This window comes from Moritella sp. F3 (genome assembly GCF_015082335.1).
Lineage (GTDB): Bacteria > Pseudomonadota > Gammaproteobacteria > Enterobacterales > Moritellaceae > Moritella.
The window spans coordinates 139389-155852 of sequence record NZ_BLRL01000003.1 but is presented as its reverse complement, the minus strand read 5'-3'; the positions used below and the strand labels follow the sequence as shown (position 1 = coordinate 155852).

13 protein-coding genes are annotated in these 16464 nt (G+C 41.1%); 5 read left to right on the top strand and 8 right to left on the bottom strand.

Annotation, left to right across the window (positions count from 1 at the left end; translation table 11 throughout):
* Positions 1 to 7: 7 nt before the first annotated feature.
* From JFU56_RS06950 to JFU56_RS06940, 3 genes are read right to left on the bottom strand one after another with little or no spacing between them, the layout of a single operon-like run.
* The gene (locus tag JFU56_RS06950; protein ID WP_242065896.1) at positions 8 to 3247 is read right to left on the bottom strand and encodes an efflux RND transporter permease subunit; all 3240 of its coding nucleotides are present in this window, start codon (positions 3245 to 3247) and stop codon (positions 8 to 10) included.
* Positions 3244 to 4518, bottom strand: a complete 1275-nt coding sequence (locus JFU56_RS06945; protein ID WP_198436571.1) for an efflux RND transporter periplasmic adaptor subunit — start codon at positions 4516 to 4518, stop codon at positions 3244 to 3246. Before JFU56_RS06945 ends, JFU56_RS06950 begins: the two co-directional genes overlap by 4 nt.
* Entirely contained in the window at positions 4515 to 5909 is a 1395-nt protein-coding gene (locus tag JFU56_RS06940) for a TolC family protein (RefSeq protein WP_198436570.1), read from the bottom strand. Before JFU56_RS06940 ends, JFU56_RS06945 begins: the two co-directional genes overlap by 4 nt.
* A gap of 191 nt (positions 5910 to 6100) precedes the next feature.
* On the opposite strand from JFU56_RS06940, the gene JFU56_RS06935 reads away from it, so the two are divergent.
* Entirely contained in the window at positions 6101 to 6556 is a 456-nt protein-coding gene (locus JFU56_RS06935; RefSeq protein ID WP_198436569.1) for a GAF domain-containing protein, read from the top strand.
* 113 nt (positions 6557 to 6669) lie between these two features.
* Here the strand turns inward: JFU56_RS06935 and JFU56_RS06930 are convergent, their stop codons facing one another.
* Positions 6670 to 7476, bottom strand: coding sequence for a GGDEF domain-containing protein (locus tag JFU56_RS06930; protein WP_198436568.1), 807 nt, complete (start codon positions 7474 to 7476; stop codon positions 6670 to 6672).
* A 326-nt stretch (positions 7477 to 7802) separates the two neighbouring features.
* Here JFU56_RS06930 and JFU56_RS06925 point away from each other — a divergent pair, with 326 nt between their 5' ends.
* Positions 7803 to 9494 (top strand): sensor histidine kinase, encoded by a 1692-nt coding sequence (locus tag JFU56_RS06925; RefSeq protein WP_242065895.1) that lies wholly within the window; start codon positions 7803 to 7805, stop codon positions 9492 to 9494.
* A 3-nt stretch (positions 9495 to 9497) separates the two neighbouring features.
* Positions 9498 to 10211, top strand: coding sequence for a two-component system response regulator BtsR (gene btsR, locus JFU56_RS06920; RefSeq protein ID WP_198436567.1), 714 nt, complete (start codon positions 9498 to 9500; stop codon positions 10209 to 10211).
* Positions 10212 to 10684: 473 nt separating this feature from the next.
* Here btsR and JFU56_RS06915 read toward each other — a convergent pair whose 3' ends face one another.
* Positions 10685 to 11017 (bottom strand): PBPRA1643 family SWIM/SEC-C metal-binding motif protein, encoded by a 333-nt coding sequence (locus tag JFU56_RS06915; protein WP_198436566.1) that lies wholly within the window; start codon positions 11015 to 11017, stop codon positions 10685 to 10687.
* 247 nt (positions 11018 to 11264) lie between these two features.
* On the opposite strand from JFU56_RS06915, the gene JFU56_RS06910 reads away from it, so the two are divergent.
* On the top strand, positions 11265 to 13181 hold the full coding sequence (locus JFU56_RS06910; RefSeq protein ID WP_198436565.1) for a methyl-accepting chemotaxis protein: 1917 nt from the start codon (positions 11265 to 11267) through the stop codon (positions 13179 to 13181).
* Positions 13182 to 13311: 130 nt separating this feature from the next.
* Here JFU56_RS06910 and JFU56_RS06905 read toward each other — a convergent pair whose 3' ends face one another.
* The 3 genes from JFU56_RS06905 to JFU56_RS06895 form a co-directional block, all read right to left on the bottom strand.
* The gene (locus JFU56_RS06905; RefSeq protein ID WP_242065894.1) at positions 13312 to 13539 is read right to left on the bottom strand and encodes a hypothetical protein; all 228 of its coding nucleotides are present in this window, start codon (positions 13537 to 13539) and stop codon (positions 13312 to 13314) included.
* 209 nt (positions 13540 to 13748) lie between these two features.
* Positions 13749 to 14267, bottom strand: coding sequence for a DUF1439 domain-containing protein (locus JFU56_RS06900; protein ID WP_198436564.1), 519 nt, complete (start codon positions 14265 to 14267; stop codon positions 13749 to 13751).
* Entirely contained in the window at positions 14260 to 14991 is a 732-nt protein-coding gene (locus JFU56_RS06895; protein ID WP_198436563.1) for a DNA-3-methyladenine glycosylase I, read from the bottom strand. Before JFU56_RS06895 ends, JFU56_RS06900 begins: the two co-directional genes overlap by 8 nt.
* Before the next feature lie 187 nt (positions 14992 to 15178).
* Here JFU56_RS06895 and JFU56_RS06890 point away from each other — a divergent pair, with 187 nt between their 5' ends.
* Positions 15179 to 16405 (top strand): alpha/beta hydrolase, encoded by a 1227-nt coding sequence (locus JFU56_RS06890; RefSeq protein WP_198436562.1) that lies wholly within the window; start codon positions 15179 to 15181, stop codon positions 16403 to 16405.
* The last annotated feature ends 59 nt before the right edge of the window (positions 16406 to 16464 follow it).

Here is a 16464-nt window from a genome sequence, read left to right as displayed (position 1 = left end):
AGCTTATTTAGTCAGCGGCTAGACTAGTTTCACCTTTCCCCATTATATTAACGAAAAACTGTTTAACTTCATATTGAATGAACAACAACGCAGGTATCAATATTAAGGTGATGAGTGTTGCAAACAAAATGCCATACCCCAGAGATGCTGCTGCAGGGATCAAAAATTGCGATTGCGTTGACGTTTCACCAAGCAAGGGCGCAAGTCCTGCAAAAGTGGTTACCGACGTTAATAACACTGCACGTAAACGCCCGCTACAAGCCGTCACAATAGCGTCATGTAGTGACAGTTTCGCCTCTTTCATCAATTCATTAAACCGTGATACCAACAACAAACTATCATTCACCACCACGCCACTTAACGCAAGAATACCATTCAACGATAAAATACTAAGCGTCAAATCATTTACCCAATGCCCCAAGATCGCGCCAACAATACCAAACGGAATAGCAAACATAATCAGCACCGGCTGCACATATGATCTAAGTGGTATCGCCAACAGCACATAAATTGCCAATAATGCCCCCACAAATACCGAGATCATCGAACTAGTCGTTTCTCCCTGCTCTTCCGCTTCACCAGCAAAATGTATATTCAATTCTGGAAAATTACGTGCCAGCACAGGCACTAAATCACGTTGTAAATTAACCACCAGTTCATTAGACGCTAATATCGATTTATCTACCGATGCCGTTAGGTATACAGTACGTAAACTATCAATACGGGTAATTTCATCTTCTTGATATTCACTGCTAATATTCGCCACACTACTCAAGGGTACAACTGTACCATCAGGCGTACGCACACGTGCTTGCATAATATCGGCTAACGTTTGACGCTGTGCCTCAGGGTAACGAACACGTACTTTTACTTCATCTTTATCTCGTTGGAAACGCTGTACAATATCACCACCAAAAGCTTGTAGCACTTGCTGTGATAAGGTGGCCGTATCCATGCCCAAACTACGGCCTTGGTCTGTTAATACAAAACGTATCTGTGGCTGCCCAGGGTTAAGGTTGTCATCAATACCGCTAACGCCCGGTATCGACTCTAGCGCAGCTTTAAACTGTGTACCTGCCGCTTTCACCGTGACATCATCCCACGATTTCAATTCAACTTTAAAGTTATCGACCATGTGCATACTCGACATAAACTTAAGCTTTTTCACGCCTTCAGGCGACCCAGCCAAGACTTTCCATTCTGCGGTAAATTCGTTTGACGGATAAACAGAATCCGCATCGAGCTCTACCGTTAATTTACCCGAGCTGTCATCTTCAGCAATGATCTGTAAACTCATGATCTCGCTATTATCAGCCGTCGCCACCACGTCGTACTTAACCAACAGGTTCTTATCCGCCTGCAATGCGGCCTGCTCTAACCAAAGTAAATTAGCATTGGTTTGACCAAAGCTGGCATCATTTTGCATGACCATGTCAGCACTAACGACTTCACCCGGTATATCAGGGAAAAACGTAACACGCACACTGCCCGTTAATGGTAGTCCGACCACCAGAATAAACAACGCAACGAAGGCTAAAATAATCGCATAACGAAATTTTAATGCCCACTCAATGACATTACGGTAGATGCGTACATTGAACCATTCCAATCCGAAGTCTGCCGCATTTTGGATACGAGCCCATAATCCTTTAATACCTTTGGTCGATTGACGCGCGGTATTTAAATGCGCTAAATGTGATGGCAGGATTAATTTAGATTCCACCATTGAAAGCAATAAACAAATAGTCACAACACCCGCAAACTGCGCGTAGATCTTACCGAGATTACCGTCAACATTCGCAATGGCAACAAAAGCAGCGACTGTGGTCAATACACCAAACAAGGTTGGAATGGCCACTTTCATCGTGCCTTTTATGGTGTTCGCGACCGTATCGCCCTCTTCTTTACGCGTGGTATAAATGCTTTCACCAATCACCACCGCATCATCAACCACAATACCGAGCGCCATGATAAAACCAAACGTCGTCATCTCGTTAATCGTCAAACCAACAAAAGTATCTTGCATGAAAAATAGCGTACCGAACAAGACAAACGGTAAACCTGCTGCAACCCAAAAGGCGACTCGGATATTCAAAAATAGCGCTAATACGATAAACACCAGTGCAATCCCAGTTAACGCGTTTTTAGTTAATAAAGATAACCGGTCGGTAATCGTGTCACTTTGATCGTACCAAGTCACCAGCTCAACACCAGCAGGTAACAATCCACGCTCATGCCATTTAGCCACAACGGCTTGCGCTTGCTCGACAATCTGAGTGATATCGCCATAATCATCCATCACGATCTCAATTGCCATGCCATTTTTCTGGTCATAGCGGGACAAGGTGTAACTATCATCAGCAAAAGTATCGGTCACAGTGGCAACATCAGCTAAGGTGATCACACCACCATTACTGCTGGTGATCACTGGAATACGAGCAAAATCACTTTGCTGATACGCTTGTGCTGACGCTTTTAGACGCATGACTTTTTCACCATTACGTAAACTCGTCGTTAATGGTGTGGCAGACTCCGCATTAATCACTGCCGAGATATCTGCAATGGTTAAGCCATAGGCTTGTAATTTGGCTTCATCGACTTCGATAGAAATCATCGGCTCAACTTTGGCTTTAATCTCTAGGTCGCGAATACCCGATTTAGCTAACAGATCTGTTTTTAACTTTTCAGCTAACGCTTGTAGTGTTGCGCGATCCGCATCACCGTATAGCTGTACCCATAAGGCATGGTCCTGACGGCGAGCTTTATCAATCACCGGATTCTCAGCATCACTGGGGAAGTTATTGATCGCATCAACATTGGTTTTAACGTCTGTCAGTAAAGTATCAAGTGAATAACCACTGGTTTTCTCAATACTCACCGAACTACCGTTAGCATCCGAGGTAGAGGTAATACGTTTAATACCCGCCACCGTTTCAAGAGCATCTTCAATCTTGATTGCGATCCCCTCTTCCGCTTGTTTTGCATCACCACTGTCGTAGTTAACCGATACACGAATAGTATCCGGTTCAATACTCGGAAATGCTTCTTTACGTAAGTTGCCTAATGCCATCACACCCAACACTATGACACTGATGAGTAGCAAGTTGGCGGCGACTGAATTGGTCGCAAACCAGCTGATCAATCCTTGTAATGGATTAGTACTGGTAAGCACTTGCGCTGAGCTTGTTGCGACTTGTTGCTGTGAAACGGTTGTCGTTGATGATGGTTTTAACTCTTGCTCACTCATAGTTTCACGCTCGCATTATTGACCGTCAACGCCCTATTTACCGTCATCACTTTTGTCGTATCATCCGTATTAACAGCTGTATGTTTTGCATTTGCTAACTGTATTTCACTGGGGTTACTCAATTTTGCTATCACTTGCATACCCTGAACATAGCTATTCAACGGACGAATAATGATATTGGCACTGTCCATTCCCGCCATCGGTTTGATATAACTTAACTCACCTTGTGCAAACTGCTGATTTGCGGTGAAGGTAGCTAAATTACCGTCGGCAGCGATATACCAAACCTCGCCATTTTGCGCTATTGCTGAGGCAGGTAATTGCCATAAATCATCTAACACTTTGCCTGCTACCGTGGCCGTCACGAATGTGCCAGGAAATAGGGGGGTATTTTGTGCTAAAGGTTGATCGACGACAACGACTAACGAACGCTGGCGACTACTATTATCAAGATGTTGTTCTACTCGTGCGACATAACCTTGCCACTGATTATCCCCCGTGGTGTTGGTTAAGGTAACAGGCCACTCCCCCTCAACATCACCACTCATATTCGGCAAGCTAGACCATTGATGCGCAGACAACGGGATCTCAATTTCAACTCGATCTGTGCTGTACAACGTCGCGATACTATTCCCCTCTTGCAGGTAACTACCTAATTGCACATCCCGGCTGACGACAAGCGCAGGAAAAGGGGCTGTTATTGCTGTTTTATCCAGATCGCGTTGTGCTTTGGTTAACTGGCTTTGGGCATTATTTAACGTTGCTTGTGCCGCAATCAATTGTGGTTCACGCAACACCAAAGGCGAGTCAGGTTCGCCACTGATACCAGAGTTTTTCCATTCCAGACGAGCTTGCAGTCCCTGCCGTTGCTCTTCGAGTAATGCTAATTTAGCATCCGCTACAGCCACCTGAGCACTGCTTAAAGCTTGCTGATAATCAATATCATTAATGTGAATAACCACGTCACCTTGCTTGAACAGCTTACCTGTCGCAAAGTTTTTTCCGATAGATTCGACTTGACCGCTAACTTCGCTGGTTAGCGTTAGCTGATAACGGGATTGCACCTCGCCATAACCTATTACTTGTGCTTGATAGCGATTTTTCGTTACCGCCATAACGGCAACTTCAGGTAATTGCACCGCCACGTTAACAACAGGGCTATTAACTGGATTATTCACGGCATCCATTTTGGCGCTGTTATAGCTAATCACGGCAAAAATACTGGCTGCGGCGGCTAATGTGATTGCGATAGTAATAACATTTTTTCTCATGATGTTTCTCCGGCCATATCTGTTGTGATGCCAAGCCCTAGAGCCAGTCCTAAATCAATACGGTTAACCAATCGGTTATAAGTTGCTTGCGTTAATTGTGATTGCAGATCAAAAGTTTGCTGCTGTACGGTTAGTAAATCTAAGATATCGATTAACCCTTGGCGATATTTAGTTTGATAGTTAGCCTCACTGCGTTTAGCACTATTCAATGCATCGCGAAGGTGTTGCTGTTGACGCTCGAGTGACAACTCCTGACCCAGTGAATTTTCGACCTCATTGACTGCGATTAATAAGTTTTCTTGATAAGCCCAATATGCTTGCTCTGTTGTTAATTCTGCAATTTCAATTTGGCTACGTAATTTTCCACCTTGAAATATCGGTGCAGTCAATTGACCTAATAAGCTCCAGGCAGGACTCGTCAGTAACGCATCACTCGGAGAGCTGGCAATATCACTCAGCGATGCCGATAGACTAATTGACGGTAACAAAGCTTTATATGCAACATCCGTTCGGTATTGCGCTGCATTTATTGCTGCGTAAGCGGCTTGTAAGTCAGGTCGGCGGCCGAGATCTTGGTCTGGTAGCATCGCTAATGGTTGTAATACCGTTGGAAATTCACTCGCAGCTTGAACTGCGGAGGTTTGCCCTAACAATACCCCAAGATTTCGTTGATTTTGTGCTAATGTTTCTTGCTGTTCAGCCAATGTTGCGCGCGTTTTAGCACCGCTTGTTCTTGCATTGTCGAGCTCTTCGAGTGCACCTAGTCCAGTACGGTAACGGCTTAAAATAAAACGCTCGTTATTTTCCAATACTGTTAATCGGGACGTTTCAATAGCGATGAGCTGTTGCTGGAGATTTATTTGTAACCAACTGCGCATAATGTTTGCAGCTAATGCATCGCGTGCACCTTGATAAAGCGCCTGGGAATTAGCAATATCCATATCTGCAGCCAGCGCTTCGTCATTTATCTTTTGCCATAAATCGAGTTCCCAACTGACGTTGACATCTGCTTGATAGCTTTCATCACCATCATTATTTTTAGCATCAAAGCCAGCACTGACTTGTGGGGAACGCTCACTTGTCGTCACGCCACGTTGTGCATAAGTAATTTGTAGGGCTATCGCGGTTTGTTGCAAATTGGGGTTTTTCAATATTGCTTGCTCAACTAAACTCGTAAGCGCAGGCATCGCAATTAATTGCGTGAGTTGCGTGAGGGCTGCTGCATCTTGCTGCTGATATTGCCAATGTGTTTGTGCTGTTAGTGCTGCATCAGCCTTTTGTTGATAATTAACCGATGTATTGCTACAGCCAACAACTGCTGCTACAGTAAGTGCTAACGTTGAATATCGCAGTGCTAACACTGAATACCGTAATGGTCTTAACGTGGCCATTTTTATCTCCTCAATTCTATTGAGGCAAGTATAATTAATAAGGGGTTAAGGCAGGGTTAAGGTATTAACATAAGCCATTTCACTGACAATAATTTACTATTAAGTTTGTAAAAGTGCGATCTAATCAACTAAAAAAATACACTTAATAGGTATAATCAAAATAACTCCAAATAAGGATATAAGGAATTAATATGCCATTTGTTAACATCAAACAATCATTCACGGAATGGCAAGAGCGCCTTAATACGCTTGCAGATCATTCAGGTTTACATTCAATCCTGATCATGGAGTCAAAACCCGACACAATGGAAGTTGTCGTTGCCAATGAACAGCCTATTTACAATGTCGGTGACTGTGGACCGAAAAGCCGACAACCAGGCTGTCACGAACTGTATTGTGAACGTGTAGTTGATACAGCGCAGCCGGTATTTATCCCAGATGCAAGTATTGATGATGAATGGAAAGGCAATGAAGATTTCGTGAAATTTAACTTAGGTGTATACCTTGGATTTCCGCTGGTTAATCAAGGTGTGGTGGTTGGTACTATCTGCGCGCTAAATGATAAAACATTTGACTTCAACGAAGGTTCACCATCTATGTGCAGTAAACTCGTGCAATTAAAAAATGACATCGAATTAGCATTCTAATGCTAGAACGTGTTAGCAGCATATCTGCATGCTGCTAACAGTCTACTGTTGTCTTATTGTTCGTCTGTCTTAATTAAAACTTTTCTAACTAAAATCTTGCCTTGTCAATACGATTACCGCTGACTTCTACGTAGCTGTTTGCTCGCATATAGCTGTTTATCTGCCGACTCTAAGGCCCCAGACAAGGTAATATCCTGACTCATGGCATGCAAGCCAAAACTAAATGAAATACCGAGGAAGGCTTCATCTTGCTCTATATTATTGCGTATTTGTGTTAAACGTTCGTCAACTTTAACCTTGCCAACGTCTTCAAATACGACCACAAACTCATCGCCACCAACACGGTAAATAGTATCTTTATCACGTAACTGGTTGTTGATGTACAAAGCAAATTTTTTCAGCATCTCGTCACCTTTCAGATGCCCAAAGGTATCGTTGATACGTTTAAAATTGTCTAAGTCCAAATACACGACTGTATTGTTGTTATTAAAAGTACGCTGCATTAATGCCGTTTTGTTGGCAATGCACGTTAAATCATCATGCTGTAAGCGGGCATTAAGCTTATCTGTTATTTTTACTTTTTCAGTGATATCCCACGACAGCAATGCCATAAACTCATCACCACCATCGGTCATAATATAGCGCACTGATTCAAAACTCGTATCAAGAAAAGTTTCAATGCTGGTTGTCACCTTGCCCGGTTCACCTAACACTGCAGCATCATTAGTTTTACACTGTAGTAATAGGTCTATCACATCTTTGTCTTCAATTTTATCTATAATGTTATCAAGCGTTAGCCCATGCACATCGAATGGAAAAAAGTCCTTATAACTTTCATTCACAACGACATGTTCACCAGTTATTTTTTTTACAGCCACTAACCCTGGGAAGCTTTGAAGAACTTGGTTTATTAATGACATATTAATTCCATTTACACTGGCAAAAACTGATTATAACTTAGTATCCCTACCAAAGACTATGGATATATAATTGAAATGTTTCATATTACTCCTTTATTAGTACCTTATTAATGAGCAAAATTGCAGTCGATTTAAGCGAACTGTTATTATTCATTCAAATAACGTTTAAATACATCTAAACTATTATATTTAATAGGTTTTTTAAGTAAGTGTGTAGTATGCTGATTCACTCATGAATAAACAGCGTATTTAATTTTTTAACTCAGGCTTAATAATTTAATAAGCACCGTTACTGTTTGTTATCACTAAATATTTGAGATGTAATTATGGAATTAATCCCCTCTCTATTACAACAAATGTGTGTTTACCTCGTCTTTGCTTATCTCCTTAGCAAAACGCCAATCTTTATGCCTTTGTTAAACATATCCTCACGCTGGGAACATAAGTTTAGCTGTTACTTAATATTTTCGATATTTTGTATCATGGGCAGTTATTTTGGTCTGCAATATGAAGATGCAATCGCCAATACGCGTGCCATAGGTGCTGTCATGGGGGGACTGTTTGGCGGCCCAATAGTAGGATTAGCAGTTGGTATGACTGGTGGGATACATCGTTACTTCATGGGTGGGTTTACCGATGTAGCTTGTGCTATTTCAACGTCTGTAGAAGGACTTATCGGTGGCTTACTGCATGTCTATTTATTACGCCAGAATAAGATAAATTACTTATTCAAACCGCAAGTGATCTTCCTTATTACCTTATTTGCAGAGCTCACCCAAATGGCGATAATACTGGCTGTCGCAGAACCTTATCAACAAGCCTATGACTTAGTCAGTAAGGTCGCATTACCCATGATCTTAGCCAATACCATCGGCGCGGTGTTATTCATGAGTATTATTGAAGATAGAAAGTCTATTTATGAAAAATACTCAACGGCTTTTTCACAACGCGCCCTTAGAATTGCCGATCGCAGTGTGGGAATTCTCAATCAAGGGCTCAATACTGATAGCGCGCAAACAATTGCCCGCATCATTCATGAAGAAACCAATGTCGGCGCTATCGCCATCACGGACACCAAGAATATCTTAGCGTTTATCGGCATCGGCGAACAACACCATCATGCTAATGTGCCTATATCTAGCTCCACTCAGCAAACCATCGATGAAAACCGTATTATAGATTTAAACACAAACGCCGATACCTACCAATGCAACATTAACCAACGGTGTCGCCTAGGAACTGCGATCATCCTGCCATTACGCAATGGTGATAACAAAGTAGTCGGCACCATAAAACTCTATGAAGCACGTCGAAAACTACTGTCTAACATCAATATATCGATGGCTGAAGGTATCGCACAACTGCTATCGAGTCAGATATTATTGGGTCACTACCAACAGCAGCAGACATTATTAACACAAGCAGAGCTGAAACTATTACACGCCCAAGTTAATCCGCACTTCTTGTTCAATGCATTGACGACGATCAGTGCAGTAACACGTCGTGAACCTGAAAAAGCGAGAGTATTAATACAGCATCTCTCACAATTTTTCCGTAAAAACCTAAAGCAAAATATTGAATCCGTCAGCTTGCGCGAGGAGTTGTCTCATGTAAATGCCTATCTCACGATAGAACAAGCAAGACTGACAAATCGATTACGTGTAAGCGTTGATATCGATCCCGCATTAATGGATATAAAACTACCGACGTTTACGCTGCAACCGCTGATTGAAAATGCCATTAAGCACGGTATTTCAACCATGTTAAGCGCTGGTAAGTTAGAAATATACAGCCATAAAACGACTGAAGGAACACGTATTTTTGTCACTGACAATGCAGGGACATTTGTCATGAACCAAGAAGAATCAACGGGGTTAGGACTTAAAATTGTAGACAAAAGACTCGTTAATCATTTTAATGAGCGCTCGAGCCTGCAAATAGCAACAACCAAGAATAAGCTGACCCAAGTATCATTTTTGCTGCCTACAAGCACGCTAACAACGAATAAGGAAAACTAACTCATGCTTAACGCTATTGTCATTGACGACGAACAGTATGCCCGTGAAGAGTTAATCGAATTATTACATGAAACCAAAAAGATTCAGGTAATTCAACAAGCAGAAAATGCAATTGAAGGGTTACAATTAATCAATAAATATAAACCTGACATTATATTTTTAGACATTCAGATGCCACAAATAACCGGTATCGAGATGTTGTCGATGTTAAATACTGACACCATGCCGAAAGTTGTTTTTTCAACAGCCTACGATCAATATGCCGTTCAGGCGTTTGAAGAAAATGCCTTTGATTATTTGCTAAAACCGGTTGACCCAGCCCGCCTTAAAAAAACCGTAGAACGCTTGGTAAAATCAACCGAGCAAGTAAATTATGATGCGATCACGCAGGCACAGTTAGAACATGTACCTTGCATTGGTCACAATCGTATTTTGATTATCGCGATCCAGGATATTGAGTTTGCCCACAGTGGACTGTCTGGGGTGTGCATAAATACCGGCCAGCAAAATGCGACCAGTCAGCTAACGCTGAAAGTGCTGGAAGAGAAAACGCCTTTGATTCGCTGTCATCGCCAATATCTAGTCAATTTAAAAGCAATTAAAGAGATCCAGTTATTAGACAACGGTTTGGCTGAAATAATGACCAACAGTGGTCAAATGATCCCCGTTAGCCGTCGCTACTTGAAACGATTAAAACAAAACTTAGGCATAGTTTAGGTATGCTTTAAATCGATGAGACTAAAAAAATAGCCTTACCACGTTAGTCGTGAGTAAGGCTATTTTTATGCAAAAGACTGAATATAAAGAAACATTACTTAAATGTACAATCACTCTTTTCACCCCTGCCAGGCTGACTTATATTCAATCTTCTATGCATCCTTGTCAGCAACTGTGCTGTACGAGCTAGTTGATAGACGCTAGCCACCAAAAAAAATACAACAAACTCATATAGATCTCCTTATTTATATGAGCGTAATTTTAGTAACATGGGTGCATATTAATAGTATTGATTTAGTCAGTGGCGATATGGCAAATTAAGTGGTTTATGTTACCGGTAAAACAGGCGTATATCCGCAATATCCGGCAGTAATGAAGATTAAGTGGCAGCGATAAAAAAAGCCCTTAATCAAATAATTAAGAGCTTAATAATATATAGTTTAAATACTAAAGTAAATTATGCATAAATCAAATTATGCACAACATTTTTTGTACTTTTTACCACTACCACATGAGCAAAGATCGTTACGATTAGGTTTCTTTTCGAATACCGTTGTTTTTGGCTTATTCAACATACCGTCTAAATCACGGATGTTTTCTTCTTTATCTGCATTTACTTCAATGTTCGCAACTAATTTTGTTTCCGCTAAAATTGCTTCAATTTCAGTTTGACGCTCTGCTGTTTGAACGATCAAGTTTAAAGGCGATTCTTCCGACCCCAATTTAATATCACGGTTAGTGTTATAGCCAGCTTTAACGTGATTTAGTCTTGCGTCAATACGACCTTTGAAAAACATTTTAGACATTTTTAGTTCCTAATTAGGGGATATTCTTAATTCAACCCGCCCTTATACTATAAAAATGCCATTTTTTAAACACTCAGGCGCTTAATTAATTAAAAATAGGGTTAAAGTTGATTTATATAACTAAAGGTTTCACAAACTCAGCCGTTAACCTGATTATTAACGTATTATGTTAAAATTAAATTATAATAATTTAATTTTAATTATAGTGGTTAAACTTTTATTATTTCTAGGCTAGGACAGCAACCCCATGAATTTCAGTCAATTTAGCATTAAACAAAAACTGATCATCACCATGATCAGTGCGGTGATAACCGCGACCTTACTCGTTGGTTTTGTCAGTCAGAACCTAGCCAAAGACGTTATTGAAACACGTTTAACGACATCTGAATTACCAGCAAAATTAATGCAGATACGTAATGAGGTTGATAAAGAAATTTCGACCATACAACAAGCGGCAGAGCAGTTAGCCAGCAACCGCTTTATGTTAGAGCGCCTTGATAACACGACAACGCCACAACAAGAACAGCAATTAGTCCAAACATTGAATGATGTTAAAAATCAATACCAACTCATTGATGCTTCAGTTGCTAACCGCACAAATGGTAACTATTGGAACCAAGATGGGTTTTTACGTCAACTAAATCACCAACAAGATAGCTGGTTCTATGATTTTACCAACAGTAATAAACCACAATCGGTGAGCATTTTTAAAGAATCAACTGGCGAAACCAAGCTATTTATTAATTATCAGCAGCTCAATGGCCTAGGCATGGCTGGTTTATCTAAATCACTTGATGACATGGTTGATTTTATTAACCAATTCAAGCTAGAGCAAACTGGTTTTGTATACTTAGTTGATGCAAATGGTACCGTGCGCTTACACAAAGATAATAACAAAATAGGTAAAACAGACATAAGCAGCTTATATAGCCGAGATATAGCATCTACGCTATTACAAAAAAGTGCCTTTAACATGAGTGAAGCGGTAGTTTCAGGTCGTGATACGCATATAGCCAGTAGCTATATTCCATCAATGGATTGGTACGTGATCGCCGAATTGCCGACCGAAGAAGCATTCGCAACCTTGTCACAAGCGAACAATAAGATCATGTTATGGACGTTGGCGATTGCCCTTGCCTTCACTTTCATTGCTATCTGGTTAGGCAATACCATCACGCGTCCTATTCAACGTATCGCAGCTGTGTTTTCTGAACTCGGTAATGGTGACGGCGACTTACGCCAACGTATCGATATTCAAGGCAATGATGAAATAGCCCAACTATCATTAGGTTTCAATAGCTTTATCACCAAGATCCATTCATCAATGCAAGAAGTATCACGCACAGGTGAAGCATTGCAAAGCGCAGCGACTGAAGTAGCTAAGCAAGCGCAAATTACCTTAGATAATAGCCATGAACAACGCGACCGTACTTTCCTTGTTGTTACCGCGATTAATGAAATGGGCGCAACGGTTAATGAAATTGCTGGTAATGCATCAAGTGCTGCAGGTGAGGCCCAAAGCGCTGAAGCAGACACACGTAATGGTCAGCTTGTTGTTTCTCAAGCTAGCAATGTTATCCACCAGCTAGCTGGCGATGTTGATGAAGTGAGCCAGGTTATCGACTCATTAGCCAACAATACCCAAGCGATTGGTAGTATTTTAGAAGTGATTAGCAGTATCTCTGCACAAACTAACTTGCTGGCTTTAAATGCCGCAATTGAAGCTGCTCGAGCTGGTGAACAAGGTCGTGGTTTTGCCGTCGTTGCTGATGAGGTACGTAATTTAGCCAGCCGCACAGCGCAATCAACGAATGAAATTCAAACCATGATTGATAACTTACAAAATGAAGCGACAAGTGCTGTTGCGGCAATGCTGAAAAGCCGTGAGTTAACCACACAAGGTACCATCGCGACAACGGATACTTCGGCAGCCCTAGTGTCTATTGGTGAACGTATATGCTTGATCTCGGACATGAATACCCAAGTAGCAACGGCAACAGAAGAACAATCAACGGTAGTGAATGAGATCAACCAGAATATTGTTGAAATTAATGACATTACTCAATGCACTGCTGATACAGCTGAAGGTTTAGCGACATCGAGTCACGAACTACGTGATCTATCTATACGCCTTGGTGATATGGTTGGTGTGTTTAAACTGTAATGCTTTACTGATGAACTAAACGCAATAGGCCCTGTTTATACAGGGCCTATTCGTTACTAACATCGAGTGATTACTATCTACTTATTACTATCGATTTATGACTACCGCAGATATACTCGCGAAAACCAGCTTAAAATAAGCTAACTCCCTTTGATTCGATTTGAGATGGTTTGGCTAAACAAGCGTTACGGGTCTCAATATCACAGTCATCACATTTGTCCTTAATGTCGCCCATGCCTAAATGCATCAACAGCTGTGCAATATTTTCGATCTTGTCACCTTTGCAGTTAACTTGTTGAACGTTACTTTCGCTCTGTTCAGCACAATATCGGCTCGGTGTAGACTCTTGAATTGTCAAAATAAAATATCCTTACTTTAGAAATCAGATTCTCGAGAACAATAGAGTTGGTTAAACCAACGACCTAAAGTACCTCTATAGGGATAATAACAAAACATGATGCAGATCACAATAATATTATTGCTGTACTCAGAATTACAGATAAAAAAATACCGCTTAGCATCATGCTACGCGGTATTTTTATCATTAATGATACGCTGCTGTAATGGTTAAATAACTTTAAGCGTCGCTATTAAGGTTTTGTTATGCACTTCAATTGATTCTAATACCGCTTTAACCATGGTTTGCGTTAAGTCATCTTTGAGTTTATAAATCGGCATTTTATCCAATACCGGATTAACCACCTGCTCCGCCATTTGTTTGACTTGCGGAGTAAAAAACTCCGGCATACCTTCAACTCGCACTTCATGCACTTGCATATTGGTGACATAAAATGCAGCATCTTCAGCTTTATAACGTAATGAACCAGTAAGGCGAGCATAGCCTTTATTCGTTAACTCACCCATTAACAGTTTAACGTTTAGCTGTAATTCAATTTCGTTTTTATCTTTCGCGAGCGTCAATATCGGATTGGTTAACTCTACCGTCATAAAAGCCGTTTTCTTTATTAACGGCATCTCATTAGAGACTCGTTCTTGTAGTTCTGCTTCACTAAACTTAACCGTCAGCGCTTGTGCTGGAAATACTGATGCGCACAACAATAACAGGGTAACCATTAACTTATTCATTACTTTCACTCTCTTTCTCGTCACCAACAGTCCCAGCACTAAAACCGACACGGTTGTCACCCACTGAATACGCAATAATTTGGCTTAGCTCTTGTAGACTATAGCCTGACTGTTTTTGCCATTGATTAAAGGCGTCCTGGATCGTCGTCAAACTACGTTTTGTCATCAATCCGCCATCGATAAGTTGATGACCACGGAAATAAGCTTCCACATCAGAGCTCAAAATAAAGGTATCTTTACCGAGTCGACGCAGTGCGTAAGGCCCGGTATTCCCCCCTAAACGACTGCCGTGTTTTTTCATGTATTGCCACAAACCGACTACATCATCTGCAGGCCATTGTGCTAACCACTCAGAGACTGAACCGTGTTCTTCACAGATATCTTTCAGCCACATCGCATTATCACGCACTGTTTTTACTTTCGTGTAATTACGAATAATTTTAGTATCAGCCGCTTTGCGTTCTAGCATGTCATCTGGCATTAAGATCAATTTATCAATATCGAAGCCCCAGAACACTTCTTCAAAGCCGGACCACTTAATTTCAATAATTCGCCATACAAAGCCTGATTTAAAGATCGCGCGAGTAAATTCAGCCAATACATCGCTGTCCGTCACTTTAACCAGCTCATCGTTTGTCAGTGGCTGCGATAGCAAATACGCGAGTGCTTGCTCTCCACCCTTACGCTCTACAGCTCGATGGTATATTTTATCGAATGATTCCATTACGTATCTCTAAACCCTGAAAATATATGCGATAAGTCTACAGTAAATTAGATTTGTCCAAAAACATTTTTACTCATGCTCATAAATTTTTTCTTTTTACTTATAAATACAGTCAGCATCACGACAAAAATTCTACATTAAAGTGACTATAATAATCATAACACCTAAGGATAGGCATATAATTATAATGAAAAAATTACTCTTACCATTACTCTTGTCGTCAATGTTCACTCCAATAATGTCATTAACGGCTCAAGCACAAACAACAGAAACCAATATCGCTAGCCACTCTAGTTTTAAGAATAACTTAGACGAGATCCAGCAAGACTTTTATCGCGGTTTACGCTTTGAAGATTGGACCAAAGCAGGTTTAGCTGAAATAGAAATCAAAAAAGTGTTAGAAAGCATCCACAGTGACAGTAAATTAAGAGATGCAGAAAACCTGAATTCACCTACATTTTGGACCTATGAATTCTCGCAAGCGGCAGACTTATTACTGCAGCAGGCGCAGCAATTAAAAGACCCTGAAGCGTCAGCAAAAGCCTACATGAAAGCATCCACCATGTACCTTATTGCTAGCTACCCGAATTTGAAACGTCCGAATGAAATTTTAGCGTTAGATAACGCGGTAAATAGCTACGTTAAATCACTGCAACTCACCGGTGATTATGTAGAGCTAGTACGCCTGCCGTTAGCCGATGGGACTACGGTGCCGGGCATCTTACATTTACCAGCACAAGGCACTAACCTGCCCGCGGTAATCTGGTCTGGCGGTGTCGATAAAACCCTGATAGAACACCACACATCAGTACTGAAATTAAATGCACAGGGTTATGCGGTATTAACTTTTGATATGCCTGGCGGCGGATTAGATTACAAACATGCATTAACGGTTGGCGAACTGGATAGTTCTCATAACGCGGCATTTAAATTTTTACAACAGAATGACAATATCAACGCTGATCGTATTGGTGTATTAGGATCTTCTGGTAGCGGCCCTGCCCTGCTTGAATTTGCCCTTAACGAACCAAAGCTCAAAGCTGTGGTAGCACGCTGTTCCCTGGTGGATGGACCGTTAACAAACCACAAATTACTCGACTTCATTCCAGCGATGTCAGTAGACGCGTTGACCGCACGTTTAGGTGGCGACCCGAGTGATAGGGATTATTACATGAATAACGCAGCTAAATATTCACTGGCCACACGTGGTTACTTTGATGGTAAAGCGCGAATAGATACGCCACTATTAGCCATTAATACCAATAAAGATCCGGTGGCGATGCCTAGTGATATAAAGAAAACGGCAGCATTATCATCACAAGGTGAAACCGCATTTTTTGGTAAGGTCGGTCACTGCCCTGATAGTGAAGCAGCGAGTGACTATGTCATTAACTTCTTAACTGAACATATTTAATGGGTTAGCTAGATTTAGTAGGTTAGCTAAGAATAAAAAACGCGCCACTTAATGAAAGT

Excerpts from the sequence above, each read along its gene's own strand:
- JFU56_RS06950 (WP_242065896.1), bottom strand. The coding sequence starts at position 3,247 with ATGAGTGAGCAAGAGTTAAAACCATCATCAACGACAACCGTTTCACAG.
- JFU56_RS06945 (WP_198436571.1), bottom strand. The coding sequence starts at position 4,518 with ATGAGAAAAAATGTTATTACTATCGCAATCACATTAGCCGCCGCAGCC.
- JFU56_RS06940 (WP_198436570.1), bottom strand. The coding sequence starts at position 5,909 with ATGGCCACGTTAAGACCATTACGGTATTCAGTGTTAGCACTGCGATAT.
- JFU56_RS06935 (WP_198436569.1), top strand. The coding sequence starts at position 6,101 with ATGCCATTTGTTAACATCAAACAATCATTCACGGAATGGCAAGAGCGC.
- JFU56_RS06930 (WP_198436568.1), bottom strand. The coding sequence starts at position 7,476 with ATGTCATTAATAAACCAAGTTCTTCAAAGCTTCCCAGGGTTAGTGGCT.
- JFU56_RS06925 (WP_242065895.1), top strand. The coding sequence starts at position 7,803 with ATGGAATTAATCCCCTCTCTATTACAACAAATGTGTGTTTACCTCGTC.
- btsR (WP_198436567.1), top strand. The coding sequence starts at position 9,498 with ATGCTTAACGCTATTGTCATTGACGACGAACAGTATGCCCGTGAAGAG.
- JFU56_RS06915 (WP_198436566.1), bottom strand. The coding sequence starts at position 11,017 with ATGTCTAAAATGTTTTTCAAAGGTCGTATTGACGCAAGACTAAATCAC.
- JFU56_RS06910 (WP_198436565.1), top strand. The coding sequence starts at position 11,265 with ATGAATTTCAGTCAATTTAGCATTAAACAAAAACTGATCATCACCATG.
- JFU56_RS06900 (WP_198436564.1), bottom strand. The coding sequence starts at position 14,267 with ATGAATAAGTTAATGGTTACCCTGTTATTGTTGTGCGCATCAGTATTT.
- JFU56_RS06895 (WP_198436563.1), bottom strand. The coding sequence starts at position 14,991 with ATGGAATCATTCGATAAAATATACCATCGAGCTGTAGAGCGTAAGGGT.
- JFU56_RS06890 (WP_198436562.1), top strand. The coding sequence starts at position 15,179 with ATGAAAAAATTACTCTTACCATTACTCTTGTCGTCAATGTTCACTCCA.